The following is a 15458-nucleotide window of genomic DNA, read 5'->3' as shown; positions in this document are numbered from 1 at the left end:
ATCGATGGGCGCGTTGCCGTAATGGAAACTTATATCCGCTTAGTCCTATCAATTACCTGTAATGAACCTTTCCAATTTCCTATAATAGTTGTATAATATTCGGTTAATTTAATTGTAGGAGTGTGGTATGTCGCTTTCTATTGTGCAACAAGCACTGACTTTTGATGATGTGTTGTTAGTCCCTGCCCACTCGACTGTTTTACCAAAAGAAGTTTCCCTAAAAACTTATCTTACTAGCGAAATTGAATTAAACATCCCTTTGATATCTGCTGCGATGGATACTGTAACAGAAGCCCGTTTGGCAATTGCAATGGCTCAGGACGGTGGAATAGGGATTATTCATAAAAATATGAGTGTCCCAGCCCAAGCTGAAGAAGTACGCAAAGTAAAGAAATTTGAAAGTGGAATGGTGAAGGATCCAATATCAGTGACACCTGATATGAGTGTACGAGAATTATTAGGTGTAATGACTAAGCATAATTTCTCGGGTGTTCCTGTCGTGGATGGCGACCTTTTAGTAGGTATAGTAACCAGTCGAGACATTCGTTTCGAAACCAATTTGTCACTACCTGTTTCTGCGGTGATGACACCTAAAGAACGCTTGGTAACAGTAAAAGAAGGGGCGAGCCGTGAAGAGATTTGCAGTCTTCTCCATAAACACCGTATCGAAAAATTACTTGTCGTTAATAATGCATTTAATCTTCGTGGGTTAATCACGGTAAAAGACATTCAAAAAGCAAAAGAAAACCCATTTGCTTGTAAAGACAGTGCCGAGCAATTGCGTGTTGGAGCAGCAGTTGGCGTGGGAGAAGGCACCGACGAACGTGTGATTGCTTTAGTTGAGGCTGGAGTCGATGTACTAGTCGTCGATACTGCACATGGTCATTCACAAGGGGTACTAAATCGCGTCAGGTGGATAAAAGAGCGATTTCCTGATGTTCAAGTTATCGGCGGTAATATTGCTACAGCAGCAGCGGCTTTAGACTTAGTTGAAGCCGGAGCCGATGCCGTAAAAGTAGGTATCGGTCCTGGATCAATTTGTACAACTCGAATTGTTACAGGAGTTGGCGTCCCTCAACTCACAGCGATTGCCAACGTTGCGCAGGGTGTCAAAGGACGTGTGCCCATCATTGCTGACGGAGGAATACGTTTTTCCGGTGATGTTTGCAAGGCTTTGGCTGCAGGTGCTGATACAGTGATGCTAGGTGGTATGTTTGCCGGAACTGAAGAATCTCCAGGTGAAATCGAACTTTACCAAGGCCGTACATATAAGAGTTATCGAGGAATGGGTTCGATTGGCGCCATGTCTCAAGCCCAGGGTTCAAGTGACCGCTATTTCCAAGACGCAAGTCAAGGTACAGAAAAATTAGTCCCAGAGGGGATCGAGGGAAGAGTTCCTTATAAGGGTCCCGTTCAGACGATTATCCATCAGATGATGGGTGGCCTTCGATCTTGTATGGGCTATACCGGATGCAATACTATTGCAGAACTTCATGAAAAGGCACAATTTGTTCAAGTAACTAATGCTGGAATGCGTGAATCTCATGTACATGATGTAAGTATTACTAAACAAGCGCCTAATTATCAGGTTGATAATTAAGATGAGAGATATCGCCCAAAAACCTATTATTATCCTCGACTTCGGTTCTCAATACTCCCAACTGATTGCAAGACGCGTGCGTGAGATGGGTGTATACTGTGAAATACACCCATATGACATTGAAGCAAGTAGTTTAAAAGCACTTTCTCCTTGTGGTGTTATCTTATCAGGTGGTCCCTCAACGGTAACAGAAGATAGTAATCCTCGTGCACCCGAGTGGTTATTTGAATCCGGATTGCCTTTGCTAGGTATCTGCTATGGGATGCAGACAATGGCCGCTCAATTGGGTGGAGAAGTACAAGCTTCTAATCTACGTGAATATGGGTATGCTGAGTTAAGATTACATGGCCATAGCCAGTTACTGGATAACATCGAAGATAGGACAACCCCTGAAGGCCAAGCGTTACTAGATGTATGGATGAGCCATGGTGACAAAGTAACTCTTCTTCCCCCAGGTTTTAAAATCATTTGTGAAACGCGTAATGCGCCGATAGCAGGTATGGCTAATGAAGAGCGCCATTGGTATGGTCTTCAGTTTCATCCTGAAGTAACGCATACCCTACAGGGATTACGCATCTTGGAGCGCTTTGTTGTTGATATTTGTAAGGCTGAAACAAGCTGGACTCCTGATAACATTATTGAACAGGCAATTAGAAGTATTCGTGAGCAGGTTGGTAATGAACAAGTGCTCTTGGGTCTTTCTGGCGGTGTTGATTCTTCTGTGGTTGCTGCCTTACTTCATCGGGCAATTGGCGATCAATTAATCTGTGTTTTTGTCGACACCGGATTATTGCGCTTGAACGAGGCTGAGCAAGTGTTGGCTATGTTTGGTCAACATATGGGAATGCGCATCATTGCAGTTGACGCCGAAGAGAAATTTTTTAAGGCATTGGCAGGGGTGGATTGCCCAGAAACCAAGCGGAAAATAATTGGCAGAACTTTTATAGAAGTGTTTGATGAAGAAGCGCACCGCATTCCAAATGTAAAATGGCTAGCCCAAGGGACAATTTATCCTGATGTCATTGAGTCCGCCGCTACAAAAACAAAAGGGGCTTCGGCAGTCATTAAATCGCATCATAATGTAGGCGGTTTGCCTGATGAGTTAAATTTAAAATTATTAGAGCCAATTCGCGAGTTATTTAAAGATGAAGTACGGAAAATCGGCTTAGAGCTCGGATTACCCTATGCTATGGTGTATCGTCATCCTTTCCCTGGCCCTGGGCTGGGTGTTCGAATTCTTGGACAAATTAATAAGGAATATGCTGATATATTACGCCAAGCGGATGCAATTTTTATTGATGAGTTACATAAAGCAGATCTATATCATAAGGTAAGCCAGGCTTTTGCTGTGTTTTTGCCCGTAAAAAGTGTCGGGGTCATGGGGGATGGAAGGCGCTATGATTATGTCATTTGCCTTCGTGCAGTAGAAACAATTGACTTTATGACCGCGCATTGGGCTCAGCTGCCTTGGGATTTTCTATCTCAGGTATCTAACCGGATCATCAATGAGGTCGCCGGGGTATCACGCGTTACCTACGATATCTCAGGTAAGCCACCGGCAACGATTGAGTGGGAATGAGTAGACCCATCATTCGTGCATATGGGGTGACTTCTACAAATGAGTGATATTTTTTGGATGGCACAGGCTTATGGGCTGGCATTAAAGGCTAAGGAACAAGGGGAGGTCCCGGTCGGTGCTGTCCTTGTTTCAGATGGAAACAGTCTGATAGGAAGCGGATGGAATCAAGTCGTACAAACCAATGATCCTTGTGCACACGCAGAATTATTAGCTATCCGTACTGCAGCAGCAAAACTCAATAATTATCGCCTATTAAACACCACACTTTATGTAACATTAGAACCTTGTTCGATGTGTGCTGGCGCTTTAGTACACGCCCGTATCGCACGTTTAGTGTTCGCCACACGTGATTTTAAGGCTGGAGCTGCGGGTTCTGTGCATAATTTGCTACGTGGTTATCCTTTCAATCATCAGGTCTATATCGATGAAGGAATTATGCAACATGAATGTGCAGAGTTATTGACGGATTTTTTTAAAAATCGGCGATAAGAACGATAAGATCAATTTAATTCCAATCCAATCGAGTTAACTCAGCAATTAAAGCTTGCTTCAGCGCGTCCTTTTCTTTTTTGTTTAAAGATTGTCCATTAAATGTCGAAATAAAAAACATATCTTCTGCGCGTTCCCCTGCTGTTGCAATCTTTGCATTGTGCAAATGAATACCCTGACTTAAAAATACATGGCTAATGCTTGCTAGTAAACCTGGTCGGTCAGGGGTAACTAAAAATAAACGACTGGAATGCTCTTGGGTATCTTCAAAAGTAATTTGTGGCTTTAATTTGAAATGGGCTTGTGTACGTGATAACCGACGACGTGTAATCGCAGGTAATTGAGTGGTGTTAGCAAGTTGTTCTTCGAGAGCCTTTTGTATATCCGCAGTACGTTGTTTATCAAAAAATGCCTGATGTTGTTCGTCAAGAATAATGTAAGTATCAAGATCATAATTGTTATCACATGTTAAGATAGCAGCTTCTTGAATGGTTGCATAATGATTACTAAGAACGGTTGTAGTGATTATAAATCGTTCATCACGATGGGGCATATAAATGAAAACTTCTGTCCCTCCTTCACTGTGGTGAGGCATGATCATCACGAGCGGGTATTTTTTGCAATGAATAATTGCCTTGGTATGCCTGGCGATGACTTCTGCTGGTTGATGAAGAAAATATTTTTCTTTAAACGTTTTCCATAAACGTTGAATAGTTGAAGGAGGAATCCCTTCGCTTATAAGTATAATTAAGGCTTGTTGTTGTCGGGAGTTAATTAAAGCGGTTTCATCGAGTGAAAGTTTTTCCTGTTGCATGAGTTGAATCGCTGCACGGTACAATTCTTTTAATAAAGAATCTTTCCAGGCATTCCATAGGGTAGGGTTAGTAGCGCAGATATCTGCAACGGTAAGCAAATATAAATAGTCAAGGTAATCAGCGTGTGGTAGCTGACTACAGAAATGCTGTACTGTTTTAGGATCGTAAATATCTTGTCGTTGCGCGGTTTGTGACATGAGCAAATGATTGCGTACCAACCAAATTAATAAATCAGTTTCTTCTTCATTAAGCCTATGTCGAAGAGAAAATTGTTTCGCTTCGTCGGCGCCCAATTCTGAATGATCTCCGCCGCGTCCTTTCGCTATATCATGAAAGAGTGCTGCCAAATATAAAATCGCGCGATTTTTGATTTGAGATATCAATTTAGCTGCTAAAGGAAATTGTTGGGCATACTCCTTTTTTAAAAAGCGAGCAAGATTGCGGATGACAAATAAAGTATGTTGATCGACTGTATAAACGTGAAATAAATCATATTGCATTTGTCCTGTCACAGCTGCAAAGCAGTCAAGATAGCGCCCCAGTACACCGTAACGGTTCATATGATGGAGAGCTTCGTAAGGATCTTCGGTTTTAAAAAGAGAAAGAAAAATTTGCGTGGCGAATCGGGAGGTGCGAAAACGATTGCCGATTAAATAGAGATGTTGGCGAATCAAGCGAATGGTGCTGGCACGGACGCCTTCAATGCTTGGCATTTTGGCAATCCAGAGGAAAATTTCAAGTAAAGCTTGGGGCTTATAAGCAAAAACCCTGTTGTTTTTCACCTCGATGTAATTGTTTGATAACTGGAAATAACGATTAAGAGGAGTTATGCGTTGCTTTTGGTGATGAACGATCGCCTCAGCAAACCATTGTAGAAGCATTTCATTCAATTCTCTGCTTCGCTTAATCACTTTAAAATAAGTTTTCATGAATTGCTCAATAGCAAGTGATTGTGCATTGTCTGCGAAACCGAAGAGGGCTGCTAATTTAATCTGATAATCAAAGAGCAAACGTTCTTCCTGTTTCTGGGCAAGCAGATGCAAAGCAAAACGAACACGCCAAAGAAAATGCTGGCAAGCAATGAGTTCTTCGTATTCTTTATCAGTAATAAAACCACAATTAATCCCGTCAGCTAATTTTTTTATGCCAAAATGGCGTTTACCAATGGATAATAATATTTGCAAATCCCGCAATCCGCCAGGGCCATTTTTGACATTAGGTTCCAAATTATAGGCGGTTTCACCATATTTAGCGTACCGCTGTAACTGTTCTTGGCGCTTAGCAAAAAAATAGTCGTGGCTAGGCCACATATGAAGAGGGTGAGTTTGATAAATTAACTCTTCCATTAAAGCATTGCATCCACAAATTAAGTGGGTGTCTAAGATGCTGGAGATGACACTGAGATCGCTAGCTGCCAACTCAGCACAAGCGCTTACTGTGGTAATCTGATGACTTACTTCTAAGCCAACATCCCAGCAATCTTGAATAAAAGCTTGAGCATGTTGCAATTGAGATTTTGAAATGTCTTCCGGATGCAATAGTAACAAATCGATGTCTGAGTTAAGCTGGAGCTCGCGGCGTCCATAACTACCGAGCGCTAATAAGCAGAATTTATTACCTTGGTGCAGATGATTTTCATGAAATAACTGAAGTAGGACTTCATCAATAAAATGGACAAGTTTATGAGTGAGGGTACTGATATTGGCTTTTTGTTTAAATTCTTCACACAGCTCATCCTTGAACTGATTGATTGATAATTTGAGGTGAATAAGGTTATCGTTCTTCATTACGTAAAGTGAGTATTTCTACCCCATCGTCTGTGACTAAAAGAGTATGCTCCCATTGTGCTGACAAACTATGATCTTTAGTAACGACTGTCCATTTATCGGGAAGTAGTCGAGTGTGATGTTTACCCGCGTTTACCATGGGCTCGATCGTAAAAGTCATACCTGGACGTAAAATTTCTCCTGTGCCAGGAACACCATAATGAAGCACCTGAGGATCCTCATGGAAAATTCGACCAATTCCATGGCCACAATATTCACGAACTACCGAACAGCGATTTTTTTCTGCATAAGTTTGAATCGCATATCCAATATCGCCTAAGCGGACACCGGGTTTGACCATCTCGATTCCAATAAATAGACATTTATGAGCGACGTCAACGACATGCTTAGCTTTAATGGAGGGCTCGCCAATAAAAAACATTTTACTTGTGTCACCATGATAACCGTCTTTAATGACAGTCACGTCAATATTGATAATATCCCCCTCTCTCAGTGCCTTTTTCCCGGGAATACCGTGACAAACCACATGATTTATTGAGGTGCATATTGATTTGGGAAAACCATTGTAATTCAGAGGGGCAGGGATAGCCTGCTGTACATTGACAATATAGTCATGACAGATCGTGTTTAATTCATCAGTTGTAACTCCCTCACGTACATAAGGGCCTATCATTTCTAGCACTTCACCTGCCAATTGGCCGGCAACGCGCATTTTTTCAATTTCTTCAGAGGTTTTAATTGTTACTGCCATTAGTTTGCAATCCCAAAATAAATATTTGCCTGTGAGATTATGCGATAAAAATTAACGCCTGTCTCGAATTTGTTCGGATTTGAACCTATTAATTGTGGCAAAAAGCATTGGATTAATAATAATAGAAATTATAGCACCAACAAGAATTAGATCTTTTGCTTGCTCGGATAGCATCCCTAGCTTATAGCCTAGCTGGGCAAGGATAAAAGAAAATTCTCCAATCTGAGCAAGACTTACTGATATTATCAGCACCGTATGTAGAGGATAATTGAAAAACTTAACAATAAAAAAAGCAATGAATGCTTTCCCAAGAACAATAATGGAAACGGTCATTAAGACAAGAAGCGGTTGGGAAACCAAAATTTCAGGTCGTAATAACATACCCACAGAAATGAAAAACAACACTGCAAAAGCATCTCGCAAAGGGAGTGTCTCTTCGGCTGCGCGACGGCTTAATTTTGATTCACTTAAAAACATCCCTGCAAAAAAGGCGCCTAAAGCTAGAGATACACCAAATAGATTTGCGGCCGTAAAAGCAACAACAAGAGCAATGGCTAAAACAGCTAAACGAAATAATTCATTTGACCCCTTTTTAGCGACACTGGCAAGAATCCGCGGAAGGTAGCGGCGGCCAAAAATGAGCATAAGAGTAAAGAAGGTAACCGCTTTAATGACGGTGAGTCCGACAAGAAGAAGAGGTTTTGAAATAAATTGTTCTGATCCACTAATTTGAGTATCTGTTATCATTGCAAGAGACGGAAGAAAAATAAGAATAATAATGATGGCTAAATCTTCAACAATGAGCCAGCCAACTGCTATTCGACCATTAATGGTTTTGAGGAAATTCCATTCTTCTAAGGAGCGTACTAACACTACTGTACTCGCAACGGATAGTGCTAACCCAAAGATTAATCCAGTGTTTAAAGGCCATCCAATGAAAGAAGAAAAACCAATCCCTAATAAGGTAGCGATAATCATTTGTACAAGTGCTCCCGGAATTGCAATTCTTTTAACAGACTGTAAATCAGATAAGGAAAAATGAAGACCAACACCAAACATCAATAGAATGACCCCAATTTCAGCTAACTCCGTAGTTAAAGCATGATCTGCGATGTAACCAGGGGTTGATGGACCAATGATTACCCCTGCGATAATGTAACCAACAATAGGAGAAATGCGTAATCGATGAGCGAGATACCCAAAGATAAAAGCGAAACCAAAGCCTGCAACTAAGAGGGTGATAAGTGGAGTATAATGCGTCATATTCCCCCAAGGTTCTTGTTCACAACTATCCCCAGTTGGAGTTATTAAACACAGCATCGTGGATTATAGACAGAAAATTAAGTTTTTGCTTTGAGGGAAGGTACATGCTTACTTACGCGCAGCCATTGAAAATTTAGCTGTTTGTCCCGTATTAAGGGCTAATTCGTTGATGATTTTGACCTTTTGTGGTATAAATAGCCCGCTTTTTAAAATACACACACGCTTCGTCACATACGACAGGGTCCCACAAGGGTGCCGTATGGGAAGTGTGGAGGCCTAACCCTGGAGAAATATATGAACGTTAGTATGCGTGAACTGCTTGAAGCGGGTGCTCATTTTGGTCACAGAACCCGTTTTTGGAACCCAAAAATGTCTGAATATATTTTTGGTTCAAGAAATAAAATTCATATCATTAACTTAGAAAAAACACTGCCCATGTTAAATGACGCAGTAAACTACGTTGGACGTTTGGCAGCTAATAAAGCAAAAATCCTATTTGTCGGTACTAAAAGAGCTGCGCAAGATAGTGTTCGTGAACATGCAAAGCGCTGTGGCATGCCTTATGTTGATCACCGTTGGCTAGGCGGTATGTTGACTAACTACAAAACCGTTCGTCAATCAATCTTCCGTTTGAAAGAGTTGAAAGAAATGCGCGAAAAGGGTGCATTTAATTCAATGATTAAAAAAGAAGCCTTAATGCTCACTCGAGAATTGGAAAAACTAGAGCGTGGATTAGGGGGTATAGAAGATATGGGTGGATTACCTGATGCTCTATTCGTTGTTGATGTTGGTTTTGAACATATTGCTGTTGAAGAAGCCCGTCGATTAAAAATTCCCGTTATTGGTATCGTTGATACAAATAACAACCCGGATAATATTGATTACGTTATTCCAGGTAATGATGATTCAATGCGCGCAGTAGATATCTACGTCCGTTGTATCGCTGATGCTATACTAGATGCTAAGCGTGGAAATACTGTTGGTGGTGTTGCTTCTGATGCTGAGTTTGTAGAAATTGCTGCTGAGAAAGAATCAGAAAAGACAGGTGAATAATTTTTAAGGGGTAGGCATCAAGAGTACTCTTGTATAACTAACAAAAAGTTATGCAAGGGGTGCTGTTGCAAATAGATAGCGCACCTACCCCTTTTGCTATGCGGAGGATTTTATATGTCAATTAGTGCTTCATTAGTGATGCAACTTCGGGAGCGTACTGGCGCTGGTATGATGGAATGTAAGAAATTCTTAATTGCTACTAACGGTGATATCGAGTTAGCAATTTCTGAGATGCGTAAAGCAGGGCAAGCAAAAGCAGATAAAAAAGCGGATCGAGTTGCTGCCGAGGGTGTGGTTGTCATCGCGCGTTCCGCAGATGGCCGCACTGCTGTTATGCTCGAAATCAATAGTGAAACCGATTTCGTTGCCCGCGACGAAAGCTTCACTGCTTTTGCAAGCCAAGCTGTCGAAACAGCGTTACAAAATTCAATAGAAGACATTAATGCGCTAGCCAATGCAAAAATTGCTGGAACAAATTCAACCGTGGAGCAAGCTAGACAAGAGTTGATTGCTAAGATCGGAGAAAACATTAAATTACGTCGCTTAGTCCGTATGAGTTGCGATGGTGTTATCGGTTATTATTTACATAGCTCTCGAATTGGTGTGATGGTCGCTCTAAAAAATGGCGATGAGTTACTAGCTAAAGACATTGCTATGCACATTGCTGCGAGCCGCCCAATGGTTGTTAATCGTGAACAAGTCCCTTCTGATGCAATCGAAAACGAACGTGATATTTTCACTGCGCAAGCTCGCGAAAGTGGAAAGCCACAGGACATCATCGACAAAATGATCGAAGGCCGCATTAATAAATTTCTCGATGAGGTCAGTTTGATAGGACAACCTTATGTGAAGGATCCTAATAAAAAAGTTGGCCAATTATTGAAAGAAAAAAATGCTGAAGTACTTTCTTTCATCCGCTATGAAGTGGGTGAAGGTATTGAGAAAAAAGAAGATAATTTCGTTGAAGAAGTAATGGCTCAGGTTCGTGATCAATGATGGACGATAATCATCCAAAATTAAAATACAAACGCATTTTATTAAAGTGCAGCGGTGAAGCGTTGATGGGGAAGTCACAGTTTGGGATAGACCCATCAGTCCTCGATCGCATTGCCAACGATATCGCTGAACTTATCCACATGGGGGTCGAGGTTGGCGTAGTAATTGGTGGTGGCAATTTATTTCGTGGAAAAGCTTTATCTGAGGCAGGTCTAGGTCGCGTAACTGGGGACCATATGGGAATGCTGGCTACGGTTATGAACGCGCTGGCTTTGCGGGATGCTTTAGAACGTATTGATTTACCTGCTCGTATCATGTCTGCCATTCCTATACTTGGTATTGTTGATCCTTATCATAGACGTAAGGCGATTACTCATTTACGTAACGGTCATGTAGTCATTTTTGCCGCAGGTACAGGTAATCCTTTCTTCACTACTGATACAGCCGCTTGTTTAAGAGCCATTGAAGTAGGGGCTGATGTTGTCTTGAAAGCAACAAAGGTTGATGGAATATATTCGGATGATCCGCTTAAGAATTTTAATGCAATTCGCTACGACTATTTAACATATAAACAAGTATTACAAGAAGGATTACAAGTAATGGATGCTACGGCTATTTGTTTATGTCAGGATCATGGCATGCCTTTACAAGTATTTGACCTTGCTGAGCCCAATGCCCTAAAGAAAATTGTTCTAGGTGAACAGGTGGGAACCATAGTAGGAGCAAACCATGATCAATGATATTAAGCAAGATACTGAAAAGCGGATGAAAAAGGCTGTTGAAGCTTTCCGTAATGACTTAGGTAAAGTTCGCACCGGACGGGCCAATGTAGGTCTTTTGGATCATGTAGTAGTTGATTATTACGGAAACCCCACGCCGATTAATCAAATTGCTAATATTACCAGCAGTGATTCACGGACTTTATTAGTAACTCCTTGGGAAAAATCAATGGTTGCAGCCATTGAAAAAGCAATTCTAACGTCTGATCTGGGTTTAAACCCAGCCACAGCGGGTAATGCAATTCGGGTTCCAATGCCCCCTCTCACCGAAGAGCGCAGAAAAGAGCTCATAAAAGTAGTTCGAGGTGAGGGTGAGCATGCACGAGTCGCAATTCGTAATATTCGTCGTGATGCAAATAACCATTTAAAAGAATTGGTTAAAGATAAATCCATTTCTGAAGATGATGAACGCCGGGCAGCTGAGGTTATCCAGAAAATAACCGACAAATACATCGCTGATGTTGATGTCGCATTACAAGAGAAAGAAAAGGATTTAATGGAAATTTAGTGGGAATTTACTTCTACGCTCTCCACTATGCAGCATCAGGTTCATGTATCGGACATGGTACAAGCAGTCTAATTTGAGGTCATATTGTGAGAAAACATGGCTAAAATGCGCTATATAGCTTTCTATAAGTGGATTTTTAGCCCATGTTTTCTCGCAAGATGTGCCAAATATGGGCGAGGATGATCCTTGTTGGTTCGTTTCCGATACCAGAGCTAACCGAAAGACTGGTCTTTCAACTATTTAATCTTCGCTACACATCCCCATTTGCTATCCCACGTTATTTTTTTGCACGTTTTATTCTTCTTAAGCCGATTCAAGAGGGTATCCATAGAATCGCTATTTTGTGCAAGGACGATCATATTAGGCGAGTCTAAAACAGGTAATACGATGGTTGAGCGTTGAAATGATTTTTGGATAAGTTGGAAAATTGGCCATTGTTCATGGCGATTTGCTAAATTCACGGCAAGGATGCCGCCAGGTTTTAGTAACCGTTTACAGTGTAAGAAAAATTCGTCATTATTACAGCTCGTGGGGAAAGCGTTCGCGTCAAATAGGTCCACTAAAAGGTGCTGAAATTGAGTTTGGCATTCGCGTATGAATAAATTTGCTTCTTGATGAATAATAGAAAGATTTTCTAATTGATTAATCATAAAAAATCGGGAGGCGACATCAATCACCTCGTCATCACGCTCAACAATCACGAGCTTGTCTTTACCTAAAAGGGGGGATAAGGCATGTGCTGCTCCACCGCCACCAAGTCCTAGCATACAACAACTCTCTGGCTGTAATGTCACTGCAAAGATCAGTGATTTAATATAACTTAACCCTGGCTTTTGCGGGCAATAGCGATTGATGAGTGTTTGTATCGCCCTGCTATCAAATTGCAACCAGCGAAAAATCGGATTTTGGAAAACACGAATACCTGATGTCGATTGGTAAATGCAATGACCTGCAAAAGTTTTCCACATAGATTATCCATTAATTTCACGTTGAAATGGATATATCGAACCTAGTGAAAATAGTTGGCTAAGCTCGTCTAAGGCTGAAAAACATTCATCGATAAATTGTGGATCAGCCAAATCATTCGGGTGCAACTGATTACGGTAATGACGCATAACCCAATCTTCTAAATTATCCAAAAGAGGCTCGGTGACAAGAACTTCTTGATGCATGGCGCTAAGCTCATCTTGAGTTAAAGGAACTCTCAAACGCAGACATGCAGGCCCGCCGCCATTGCGCATGCTTTGTTTTAGGTCGAGATAATATACCTGAGAGATTGGATTAGACGGATCTGCAATTACTTCTTCAATGAAAAGTTTAACAGAAGGGTGATTTTCACATTCTCCCGGTGCGATTAAACACATTGTTGGCTTATTAACCGGAAGCGTAATAAGCTGAGAGTTAAAAAGATAACTATTTACCGCATCAAAAACGCTGATACGCTGACTGCCTACTTCAATGATTTGTACGAGAAAGTCTGCTTTGTGTTGAATTTCACTTAAAACATCTGCCTGATTAACAAAAGCTTCTTCATGAATAAATAAGACTGATTCGTTAGCCACAGCGATAACATCATTATGGAAGACACCCTGATCAATTACCTTTGGATTTTGCCGAACAAAAATTACTTTATTTGGATTAAGTAAATGAGAGCGAGCAATAGCTTGGGAGGCTTCTAAAGTCTGGCGAGCAGGATATTTATGGAGGGCATCTGCTTGTTGGATCTTAAGCGCTTCCTTGCCATAAACAAACAAGTTAATCCCTGCCGAATTGTGAGAAGCGCATAAACGACTGTGGTTTGCAGCACCTTCGTCACTGGTAGTAAAACTACATGGTAATACCTGATGGTGCATAAAGAACCGCTTATCACTAAATATTTTTCTCAATATTTCATGTGTAAAAGCTGCTTCTTGATGGCGATGTAAATTGGAAATAAGGTTGGCCGCAGTAAAATGAACTCGATTGTCAGCAGTATCAAGACTCGAAGAAACAGTCGCTGCATTGGCTGTCCACATTGCCGAAGCAGAATAGCTAGCGCTCAGAAGAGCTGGGGCTAGATGATATGCTTTTTTAATTTGTTGCGCTGGTGTACCAGTAAACCCTAGCTGATGAAGTAAATGTAAATTAGGCCTTTGGTGAGGGGGTAATAAAGCTTGCTTTAAACCGAGTTGATGCAGCAAGCGCATCTTTGCAATACCCTGCAATGCGGCAGCTTGCGGATTTGAACTGCTAAGCGCGTTAGTGGTTGAGGCGATATTACCCACCGATAAACCCGCATAATTGTGATTAGGGCCTACTAACCCATCTACATTCAATTCATAGACCTGCTGCACCTGCATCGTTATTCCAAGTTAATGCCAGGCAATAATTGTCCTGGCGTTGTTAAAAGAGGCTGCTCTAAGCTTGCAATCGGATAAGCGCAATAATCTGCTGCAAAATAAGCGCTTGGCCGATGATTGCCACTACAGCCAACACCACCAAAAGGAAGACTGCTAACCGCTCCTGTTGTCGGTCTATTCCAATTAATCAACCCGGAACGAATATGCTTATAAAAATGTTGATAATGTTTAGAATTGTCTGACAACAACCCCGCAGCTAACCCATAGCGCGTTTGATTAGCTAAAGCAATGGCTTCATCAAAATCATTATAGCGATAGATCTGCACTAATGGTGCAAAAATCTCATCATCAGGAATATTCGATGCTCTTGTCATGTCAATAATCCCGGGAGAAAGTAACCCTGTATCTTCCGTTAATAAAGTCATGGTTAGCAGTGCATGGCCACCGCCATCTATCAACGCTTCCTGGGCTTTTAAATGGGCTTGAGCATAGTCATTAGTAATGACAGGTCCCATAAAAGGCTCGGGTTTATCATTAAATTTGCCTATGCGAAGGGAATAGCAGCTTTTAATGAATTGCTTTAAAAAGCGCTCTCCTGCTGAATTATTAGGGACAAAAAGACGTCTGGCGCAGGTGCAGCGCTGTCCAGCAGTAATCATTGATGAAAGTATGCTCATATAAACAGCAGCTTGGATATTTTTAACTTCATCAATAATGAGCGGATTATTTCCTCCCATTTCAAGTGCTAAAATCACTTCAGGTTTGTCGCTAAAATGTTGATGGATTTTTTTTCCAGTCTTATAGCTGCCTGTGAAATAAACCGCTTGCACATCTGAAGAGAGAAGCGTTTTACCGCAGTCACCGTCCCCTTGCACACAATTAAGAACACCATTAGGTAGCCCGCTTTCATGCCAGCATTGCACCACGAATTGCGCAACGGCAGGGGCAAATTCACTGGGTTTATAGACAACGGTATTACCAGCCAAAAGAGCTGGAACAATGTGGCCATTACTTAGGTGGGCAGGAAAATTAAAAGCACCAAGTACAGCTGCAACACCATGCGGCTTATAACGCAAACAGGCATTCGCTTCAGGTAGACTGAATTCTTTTTCTGCATTGCGCTCATGGTATGCTTGAATAGATAGATTGACTTTGCTTACAACTGCACTTACTTCTGTTTGAGCCTCCCATAGAGGTTTGCCCGTTTCTAAGGCGATTAAAAAAGCAATCTCTTGGCGTTTTGTTTCAATCTCTTTGGCGAAAGACTGTAAATAATGTGTCCGTGTCTGCAAATCAAGTGAAGACCAGTAAGGTAGGGCTAAATGAGCTGCTTCACAAGCTAAAGCTATTTCTTCCTGGGTGGCTTTGTGTCCTCTCCAAATAATGGAGCCATCAGCAGGATTTTTAGAAATAAAATTTTCACCTTGGCCATTTATCCACTGTCCGTTGATGTAATGATCAGCTGTTTTACTCATCTGTGGATTGTGTTTCATATTGTT

Annotated in this window: 13 protein-coding genes; 7 read left to right on the top strand and 6 right to left on the bottom strand. The window is 41.4% G+C overall.

The window, feature by feature from the left end:
* Nucleotides 1-127 precede the first annotated feature (127 nt).
* The 3 genes from guaB to tadA are packed head-to-tail and all read left to right on the top strand — an operon-like array spanning nucleotide 128 to nucleotide 3668.
* Entirely contained in the window at nucleotides 128-1600 is a 1473-nt protein-coding gene (guaB, locus tag LMI_RS08845) for an IMP dehydrogenase (RefSeq protein WP_045099480.1), read from the top strand.
* Nucleotide 1601: 1 nt separating this feature from the next.
* Nucleotides 1602-3179 carry a glutamine-hydrolyzing GMP synthase gene (gene guaA / locus LMI_RS08840; protein ID WP_045099479.1) on the top strand — a complete coding sequence of 526 codons (1578 nt, stop codon included), beginning with the start codon at nucleotides 1602-1604 and terminating at the stop codon, nucleotides 3177-3179.
* 39 nt (nucleotides 3180-3218) lie between these two features.
* Entirely contained in the window at nucleotides 3219-3668 is a 450-nt protein-coding gene (gene tadA, locus LMI_RS08835; protein WP_045099478.1) for a tRNA adenosine(34) deaminase TadA, read from the top strand.
* A gap of 16 nt (nucleotides 3669-3684) precedes the next feature.
* Here the strand turns inward: tadA and glnD are convergent, their stop codons facing one another.
* The 3 genes from glnD to LMI_RS08820 are packed head-to-tail and all read right to left on the bottom strand — an operon-like array spanning nucleotide 3685 to nucleotide 8284.
* Complete coding sequence (gene glnD / locus LMI_RS08830; RefSeq protein ID WP_045099477.1) at nucleotides 3685-6270, bottom strand: [protein-PII] uridylyltransferase; 2586 nt, start codon at nucleotides 6268-6270, stop codon at nucleotides 3685-3687.
* The gene (gene map / locus LMI_RS08825) at nucleotides 6257-7021 is read right to left on the bottom strand and encodes a type I methionyl aminopeptidase (RefSeq protein WP_045099476.1); all 765 of its coding nucleotides are present in this window, start codon (nucleotides 7019-7021) and stop codon (nucleotides 6257-6259) included. The genes glnD and map overlap by 14 nt, the downstream gene beginning before the upstream one ends.
* A gap of 51 nt (nucleotides 7022-7072) precedes the next feature.
* Nucleotides 7073-8284: a cation:proton antiporter domain-containing protein gene (locus LMI_RS08820; RefSeq protein WP_052679504.1), complete on the bottom strand. Its 1212-nt coding sequence runs from the start codon at nucleotides 8282-8284 to the stop codon at nucleotides 7073-7075.
* Between the two features lie 294 nt (nucleotides 8285-8578).
* Between LMI_RS08820 and rpsB the strand changes: the two genes are divergently transcribed.
* The 4 genes from rpsB to frr all read left to right on the top strand — a co-directional run bounded on the left by rpsB (nucleotide 8579) and on the right by frr (nucleotide 11620).
* Nucleotides 8579-9337: a 30S ribosomal protein S2 gene (gene rpsB, locus LMI_RS08815; protein ID WP_045099475.1), complete on the top strand. Its 759-nt coding sequence runs from the start codon at nucleotides 8579-8581 to the stop codon at nucleotides 9335-9337.
* Between the two features lie 114 nt (nucleotides 9338-9451).
* Complete coding sequence (gene tsf, locus LMI_RS08810) at nucleotides 9452-10333, top strand: translation elongation factor Ts (protein ID WP_045099474.1); 882 nt, start codon at nucleotides 9452-9454, stop codon at nucleotides 10331-10333.
* Nucleotides 10330-11073: a UMP kinase gene (gene pyrH, locus LMI_RS08805; RefSeq protein WP_045099473.1), complete on the top strand. Its 744-nt coding sequence runs from the start codon at nucleotides 10330-10332 to the stop codon at nucleotides 11071-11073. The genes tsf and pyrH overlap by 4 nt, the downstream gene beginning before the upstream one ends.
* Nucleotides 11063-11620, top strand: coding sequence for a ribosome recycling factor (gene frr / locus LMI_RS08800; RefSeq protein ID WP_045099472.1), 558 nt, complete (start codon nucleotides 11063-11065; stop codon nucleotides 11618-11620). Before pyrH ends, frr begins: the two co-directional genes overlap by 11 nt.
* Before the next feature lie 236 nt (nucleotides 11621-11856).
* On the opposite strand, the gene LMI_RS08795 is transcribed toward frr, so the two are convergent.
* The 3 genes from LMI_RS08795 to astD are packed head-to-tail and all read right to left on the bottom strand — an operon-like array spanning nucleotide 11857 to nucleotide 15452.
* Nucleotides 11857-12588 (bottom strand): spermidine synthase, encoded by a 732-nt coding sequence (locus LMI_RS08795; RefSeq protein ID WP_045099471.1) that lies wholly within the window; start codon nucleotides 12586-12588, stop codon nucleotides 11857-11859.
* Nucleotides 12589-12591: 3 nt separating this feature from the next.
* A complete protein-coding gene (astB, locus tag LMI_RS08790) occupies nucleotides 12592-13959 on the bottom strand; it encodes an N-succinylarginine dihydrolase (protein ID WP_045099470.1) in 1368 nt (455 codons plus the stop codon).
* 2 nt (nucleotides 13960-13961) lie between these two features.
* Nucleotides 13962-15452 (bottom strand): succinylglutamate-semialdehyde dehydrogenase, encoded by a 1491-nt coding sequence (gene astD / locus LMI_RS08785; protein WP_045099469.1) that lies wholly within the window; start codon nucleotides 15450-15452, stop codon nucleotides 13962-13964.
* Nucleotides 15453-15458: the final 6 nt, after the last annotated feature.

It is taken from the genome of Legionella micdadei (assembly GCF_000953635.1).
In the GTDB taxonomy this organism is placed as follows: Bacteria; Pseudomonadota; Gammaproteobacteria; order Legionellales; family Legionellaceae; genus Tatlockia; species Tatlockia micdadei.
This window is presented reverse-complemented; position numbering and strand designations above follow the sequence as displayed.

What these genes read in the sequence shown, in the direction of transcription:
- guaB (WP_045099480.1), top strand. Translation starts at nt 128, where the DNA reads ATGTCGCTTTCTATTGTGCAACAAGCACTGACTTTTGATGATGTGTTG.
- guaA (WP_045099479.1), top strand. Translation starts at nt 1,602, where the DNA reads ATGAGAGATATCGCCCAAAAACCTATTATTATCCTCGACTTCGGTTCT.
- tadA (WP_045099478.1), top strand. Translation starts at nt 3,219, where the DNA reads ATGAGTGATATTTTTTGGATGGCACAGGCTTATGGGCTGGCATTAAAG.
- glnD (WP_045099477.1), bottom strand. Translation starts at nt 6,270, where the DNA reads ATGAAGAACGATAACCTTATTCACCTCAAATTATCAATCAATCAGTTC.
- map (WP_045099476.1), bottom strand. Translation starts at nt 7,021, where the DNA reads ATGGCAGTAACAATTAAAACCTCTGAAGAAATTGAAAAAATGCGCGTT.
- LMI_RS08820 (WP_052679504.1), bottom strand. Translation starts at nt 8,284, where the DNA reads ATGACGCATTATACTCCACTTATCACCCTCTTAGTTGCAGGCTTTGGT.
- rpsB (WP_045099475.1), top strand. Translation starts at nt 8,579, where the DNA reads ATGAACGTTAGTATGCGTGAACTGCTTGAAGCGGGTGCTCATTTTGGT.
- tsf (WP_045099474.1), top strand. Translation starts at nt 9,452, where the DNA reads ATGTCAATTAGTGCTTCATTAGTGATGCAACTTCGGGAGCGTACTGGC.
- pyrH (WP_045099473.1), top strand. Translation starts at nt 10,330, where the DNA reads ATGATGGACGATAATCATCCAAAATTAAAATACAAACGCATTTTATTA.
- frr (WP_045099472.1), top strand. Translation starts at nt 11,063, where the DNA reads ATGATCAATGATATTAAGCAAGATACTGAAAAGCGGATGAAAAAGGCT.
- LMI_RS08795 (WP_045099471.1), bottom strand. Translation starts at nt 12,588, where the DNA reads ATGTGGAAAACTTTTGCAGGTCATTGCATTTACCAATCGACATCAGGT.
- astB (WP_045099470.1), bottom strand. Translation starts at nt 13,959, where the DNA reads ATGCAGGTGCAGCAGGTCTATGAATTGAATGTAGATGGGTTAGTAGGC.
- astD (WP_045099469.1), bottom strand. Translation starts at nt 15,452, where the DNA reads ATGAAACACAATCCACAGATGAGTAAAACAGCTGATCATTACATCAAC.